Origin of the sequence: Butyrivibrio sp. (assembly GCF_017940685.1) — a bacterium.
Lineage (GTDB): Bacteria > Bacillota > Clostridia > Lachnospirales > Lachnospiraceae > Butyrivibrio.
On sequence record NZ_JAGAYD010000176.1, the window covers coordinates 1 to 5,639 of the forward strand.

The following is a 5,639-nucleotide window of genomic DNA, read 5'->3' on the forward strand; positions in this document are numbered from 1 at the left end:
AAACTGGTTGCAAGGAATGTCAAGGATCTCAAGTCCCTGCTCATGATAGTTCTCATAGAGCTCCTCAATTGGCTTGTACTGTGGTGTGAAGCCGCATCCTGTAGCTGTGTTTACAACCAGGATAACCTTGCCCTTAAATGTAGCAAGATCAAGCTCTTCTCCCGTTCCTGTAGTTACCTTGTAATCATAGATCATTGTAATTATCCTCCGGTTTGTGTGTTGTGCTATTTGATTGTGTGCAATCTATATATTCATTATAACCACTCTTCACGAAAAATCAAGCTAAAGTTTTCATAACAAGACACGGGGACGGTTCTACTGTCTCATTGCGCGCAATGAGACAGTAGAACCGTCCCCGTGTCTTGTCCCCGTGTCTTGTTAAACTACATGCATTACAACCTGTGCATCATGCTTTTCAAGATATTTGTCTCTTGCCTTTTCTCCAACGACACAGACGCATTTATAGATGCTCTCAAGTTTCTCTTTTTCAAGCTTAAGTCTGTCTGAGTCATTGCCCCAAATGAGCATCACTGGAAGGTCTGCGTTTCTGTCCGGGATCAGCTGCTTTTCCTTTGGGATATACTCCTTTAAAACCTGCTCTAAAACCGAGTATTTAACAGGTTTACTGATATAGTCGTTAAAGCCCTTTTGAAGGTAGTTGTCTTTGGCTCCGATTATGGCATCAGCCGTAAGGGCAATAACTGGCGTTCCTTTAAGGATATCCATCTGTTTCATCTTAAGAAGAGTCTCCTCGCCGTTCATACCTGGCATCATCTGATCAAGAAGGATAATGTCATATTTCTTTTCCGATACCTTCTCTATACACTCATCTCCTGAAATAACAAGATCAACTTTTATCTTGGTATCTCCAAGCAGCCCCTCCATAACTTCAAGGTTCATGGCATTGTCATCCACCACAAGCACATTTGCATCCGGAGCATAAAGAACCACTTCATCAGTTTCGATATGATCCAGATAGTGTTTAACAGCCTTAGAAAAATCGCCAATAGGCTCCTTTTTTACAACCTTTTGAGGGACAGTAATGGTAAAAGTGCTGCCTACTCCGTACTCACTTTCAATATCTATTTTTCCTCCCATCATGGTAAGAAGACTGTGGGTGATGTGGAGTCCAAGGCCAGTTCCTTCAATATTTCGATTTTTCTTTTCATCAAGCCGTTGAAAGCTCTTAAAGAGTTTGTCCTTGTCCTCATCCCTGATGCCCATTCCGGTGTCTGAAACACTTACGACCAGCTCAATGTAGTTGCCCATCAGTATCGGCCTTGAGGTTATGGTCACATTGACACTGCCCTCTTTGGTGTACTTGATGGCATTGTTGATGATATTTAATGTAACCTGCCTTATTCTGATCTCATCTCCGTTAAGGACAGAAGGAATGTCATCCGCTACGACAAAATTGTACTCAAGTCCCTTTTTCTGGGCTCTTGGCCGGGTCATGTTAAGGACATCGTTAAGGACAGAGGACAGGTCGTAGTCAATTGGCAGGATCTCGAAGTTCCCCGATTCTATCTTGGACATATCAAGGATATCGTTGATTATGGACAAAAGAGTATTTCCTGCGCTCTTGATCTCCAGGGCATACTGTTTGATCTTAGACTCCCTGCTCTCTCTTATGATCATCTCATCCATGCCAAGGATACCGTTAAGTGGTGTTCTTATCTCATGGGACATATTGGCCAGGAACTGGTCCTTGGCCTTGTTTGCGACCATGGCTTCACTGGCTGATAGCCTTATTCCGATAAGCTGTTTAATGGTATGGATAGCCGCACAGATTAAAAATCCCATAAGTCCTATGGACATAAGAAGTCCGGAGAAAACGCCATTGTGGGCGAACATATAGGAAAAGATCTGTCCAATGCCTGCAAGAGCAAGGACTATAAATCCCACGGCCACGTACTCGTAGTCTCTTGTCAGTTTTTTACTTGAATCTTTTATGATGGTGTAGGCGATAATGCCAATGCAGATAAGGCAGCTGATGGCCGCTATGTTAAAACTCTTCGCCAGTGGTACCCTGCCCAAAACAAAAAGAAGCGTTAAGATAACAAAATCTGCTATCTCCATAAAACCCGCAAATGTAAGAAGCTTTGTATATCTCTTTTGCTGTAGAGAATCAATAAAAATCGTAAAAGGAATAGGTAGAAGCATCACCATAAGGAATGGGATGTCAGACATTACAGAAATATTCCTGGTGTAGAACTGCCGAAAGACAGAGTTCGACATGACCCAGCAGCCTCCAAGCAGGACTCCTATAGACAGATGCTGCATCTCAAGGTACATTTTATACATTACCCTGTAAACTATTGAAGCCACAAGGCAGATAAAGCCAAGACTGAGTACCATAAGTCCCACATAGAGCTCTGCCCCATAGTTATGAAGGAGCATTTTTATGATACCAACCCTGGTTCCGTAATATGCTTCATTGACAAATCCTGAATTATACTCGTAAAAGAGTCTGATGGTCTTACCTGAATCCTCGGGGTAAAGAGGCACAAAAAGATAGCACTCGGCGGAACGGTCTCCCAAGAAATGATAATCCGTAGTCTTAAACTCATCCCTAAGGCTTCCGTCAATGTAAACTTCCATGTCCATTCCGCGAAAGCATAGTGAAGACATGTTCCTGTCTATGTCATTCGGCAACACGCCTTCAAGGAACACATCTCCCTCAGTGTGCCCAGGAATCTCAAATGGCTCCTTGGATCCATCAGATTCTACCTTATACCACTCAACCGGGAGATTTTCACAGATGAATCCGCTTCTTGGAGAATCATATGGAAACGCAAATTCCCCAATCACAATGTATCCAAAAACAAGTATCAGCATTACTGAAAGAGCTATCCTTACGTATTTCATCCGGTCGCTTACCTCTCTATTTAAGGCCTTGTCACCTGTCACTCAATAGTTTCAGATATTTCTTTTATGATCCCTGCTGCGTCATCATACATAAAATCGTCAATAAGCTTTATAGCCTTAGTTAACAGATCTTTCTGTGTAAGTCTGAATGGATAGCCTGATAGCTTTCCCGCAAGATCCTTTGATTTCTCATCATCAAAATCATCCAAAGCCTCAAGAAGCTCGCTTACAATCTCTTTAGCTCTTTTTGCACTAATCTCATCTGCAGGAGGCGCTACATCAGCTTCCCCTATGGGACGGATAAGCTCTGTAAAGTCCCTGTATGCATCAAGCATTTTATTATGATTTTCCCTTACATATGTGATGCCACCTTCCCTTGAAGCTATCTCAAGTTTTTCAAAAAAATCCGCCAGGGCCATGGCTCCAACCATTTTCGAATTACTCTTAAGGGCATGGACTGTGATACTGTAGTTGTCCATGTCACCCTTTTCATAAAGCTCAGATATCTTCCTGCTGTTATCTTCAAATCCGTTAAAATAGCGCTTTAGGGCAGAGATGTACTTTTCTTTGTCCCCCGTAAACTCTATTCCAGTCCTTGTATCTATGCCCTTTGCATCGAGAAAAGAAATATCCATATCCGTAGAAACCTCCTATCCTAAAACGTCAATTATCTTAGCTACAAGTTCAGATTTCTTCGAAGGTTTAACAATGTATCCCTGGGGCTTAAGGTCCACTAAGGTTTTTATGACAACATCTTTTTCCGTGACACCGGTAAGAAATATCACTGGAATGTATGCATACAGCGGATCCTCTTTTAGCTTTTTAAACACCTCAGGTCCGTCCATCTCAGGCATCATATAATCAAGAAGGATAAGGTCCACCCTCTTTTTGGCCAGAAGCTTGAATGCATCCTTACCGGAACCCACAAGGGTAACATCATAGAACTCCTTTAAATGCTCTTTTATCTGCATAAGCTGCTGCGAGGAATCATCAACCGCAAGGATATGCTTCCTCGTGATTCTGTCAGGATTAGGATTTACATACTCAGACAACAAAGCGTCATCGTCTTCGCCATCGAGATATTTCTTTTCCACCTCTTCAAGCTTGTCGTAGAGCATGTAAAGGGATACTGGTCTTGATAAAAAGAACATTTTCTCAAGTCCGGTGTATTTGATAAATACGTTCTTGTCTTCGATGTTGGCCACCACAATAAGAGTAATAGCCCCGAGTTTTGCGCATTCTTTTAAGATGTCATAGGTCTTTACTGAGTCCCTGGTCTCATCTCCAAGACATATGATTATTACCCTTGGTCTTTCATTGGGCACGGTTTCAAAAAGCTCATCCTGCTTGGCAGGGCACTTTATAACGTAGTAATCCTTATCCTCTGCAAGATGATTACAGATGTCTCCTGCAATTCTTTTGTTTTTTCCAGTTACCAGGATCTTAAGCTTTTTCATAGATTCACCCTTTTAAAACCTGCATGGTCCAACCACCGTCAACTGCCAAAAGTCCCACTCCGGCCCCATCAGGAACCTCTCCTTCTGACTGGTAAGTTGCAACAAGCTCAGCACCATCATCAAATTTGACCTGGTACTGGCTGCCTCCAAGATGCATTACCACTATTCCGATGGCATCATAATTGATATCTGTCATAACTTCGTTCTCCCTTTTGCGGATAGTCCGCTTATTCCTGCTCTCCTTTTAAGAGTCCAAGCTGCCTGTTCATCTGTCTTATCTCTTTTTTCCAGACAAAGTACTCAGTTCCCCAGATGATCAGATACACAAAAGAAAATGCCAAAACAACGATAAGTAAGATGTCATGTGAAAACCATCCCAGAATCTCGCTTATGGAAAGCATTGTAAAAAAAGTCACTATATAGTGAGTGAAGGTCGCTCTTCCAAGCCCCCAGTCCTCAAAGTCATATACTATGGCTCCTCCGTTGCCTACAATGCCCATTATTCCGGAGCCGAAGAGTTGCATAAGAAGGAACACTTTATCCACAGGCTCATTGTCGTTTACACTTAGCACATACATGATGGCTCCTATTATCATCCCAAGAGAAAATCCCAGGAGCGCCCTAATGATAAACTTAGTTTTTAAATCCATGGCTGCCTCCTTTCATCAGGGCACTCTTCACATCCCTGATCCTTCTTCTGGCCACCCACGTGCTTTCGCCGTTCTCCATCTCAACACCGATGGTGCCTGTAGCTGAAAAGTCAAAGCTCTTTACCTTTCGAAGGTTTATGATCTCTGACTGGGAAATGCGAACAAACCTGTCAGAATCTAGAATCGCTTCCAGTTCCCTTAAGGTTTTTCTGACCTCATACACTCTTCCAGAGGTCTGCACCATAACCTTTCTGTTTGAAATATAGAGTCTGAAGATCTGTCCCTGGGGCAGCATTACAACGCTGTCTTTAAAATACGCTGGCACCATTGGGATCTTTTTGTTGGCATAGGCTTCAATTGCTGCAATAACGCCCTCAACGTCGTCATTCCGCTCATTATTTCTTATGGTAACAGTGAGCTTTTCGCAGGCTTTATCGATGATAAGCTTTATATCTAGTAAGTCTGACATTTTAACCACCTTTAAAATTTGTGTATATACAATTGTCACCTAATATCGTAATTAATTGAATACTTCCTGTCTATTCGGTCGTTTTTCGTGTCTATTCGGTCAAAAAAAGTGGTTCTGTTGGTACAAGACACGGGGACAAGACACGGGGACGGTTCTACTGTCTCATTGCGCGCAATGAGACAGTAGAACCGTCCC

General features: G+C 42.5%; 6 protein-coding genes and 1 pseudogene. All 7 read right to left on the minus strand.

Annotated elements, in window-relative coordinates:
- Positions 1 to 195, minus strand: a pseudogene (locus J6I68_RS11290) (glutathione peroxidase); the annotation flags it as partial.
- 183 nt (positions 196 to 378) lie between these two features.
- On the minus strand, positions 379 to 2,868 hold the full coding sequence (locus J6I68_RS11295) for an ATP-binding protein (protein ID WP_292220413.1): 2,490 nt from the start codon (positions 2,866 to 2,868) through the stop codon (positions 379 to 381).
- A 38-nt stretch (positions 2,869 to 2,906) separates the two neighbouring features.
- Positions 2,907 to 3,503 (minus strand): Hpt domain-containing protein, encoded by a 597-nt coding sequence (locus J6I68_RS11300; protein WP_292220415.1) that lies wholly within the window; start codon positions 3,501 to 3,503, stop codon positions 2,907 to 2,909.
- Positions 3,504 to 3,518: 15 nt separating this feature from the next.
- A complete protein-coding gene (locus J6I68_RS11305; protein ID WP_292220416.1) occupies positions 3,519 to 4,325 on the minus strand; it encodes a response regulator in 807 nt (268 codons plus the stop codon).
- A 4-nt stretch (positions 4,326 to 4,329) separates the two neighbouring features.
- Entirely contained in the window at positions 4,330 to 4,521 is a 192-nt protein-coding gene (locus J6I68_RS11310) for a hypothetical protein (protein ID WP_292220418.1), read from the minus strand.
- A 31-nt stretch (positions 4,522 to 4,552) separates the two neighbouring features.
- Entirely contained in the window at positions 4,553 to 4,975 is a 423-nt protein-coding gene (locus tag J6I68_RS11315) for a DUF3021 domain-containing protein (protein ID WP_292220419.1), read from the minus strand.
- Positions 4,959 to 5,444: a LytTR family DNA-binding domain-containing protein gene (locus J6I68_RS11320; RefSeq protein ID WP_292220421.1), complete on the minus strand. Its 486-nt coding sequence runs from the start codon at positions 5,442 to 5,444 to the stop codon at positions 4,959 to 4,961. Before J6I68_RS11320 ends, J6I68_RS11315 begins: the two co-directional genes overlap by 17 nt.
- Between the last annotated feature and the right edge of the window lie 195 nt (positions 5,445 to 5,639).

Bases quoted from the DNA above. Each gene is read 5' to 3' on its own strand.
- J6I68_RS11295 (WP_292220413.1), bottom strand. From the start codon at position 2,868: ATGAAATACGTAAGGATAGCTCTTTCAGTAATGCTGATACTTGTTTTT.
- J6I68_RS11320 (WP_292220421.1), bottom strand. From the start codon at position 5,444: ATGTCAGACTTACTAGATATAAAGCTTATCATCGATAAAGCCTGCGAA.
- J6I68_RS11310 (WP_292220418.1), bottom strand. From the start codon at position 4,521: ATGACAGATATCAATTATGATGCCATCGGAATAGTGGTAATGCATCTT.
- J6I68_RS11300 (WP_292220415.1), bottom strand. From the start codon at position 3,503: ATGGATATTTCTTTTCTCGATGCAAAGGGCATAGATACAAGGACTGGA.
- J6I68_RS11305 (WP_292220416.1), bottom strand. From the start codon at position 4,325: ATGAAAAAGCTTAAGATCCTGGTAACTGGAAAAAACAAAAGAATTGCA.
- J6I68_RS11315 (WP_292220419.1), bottom strand. From the start codon at position 4,975: ATGGATTTAAAAACTAAGTTTATCATTAGGGCGCTCCTGGGATTTTCT.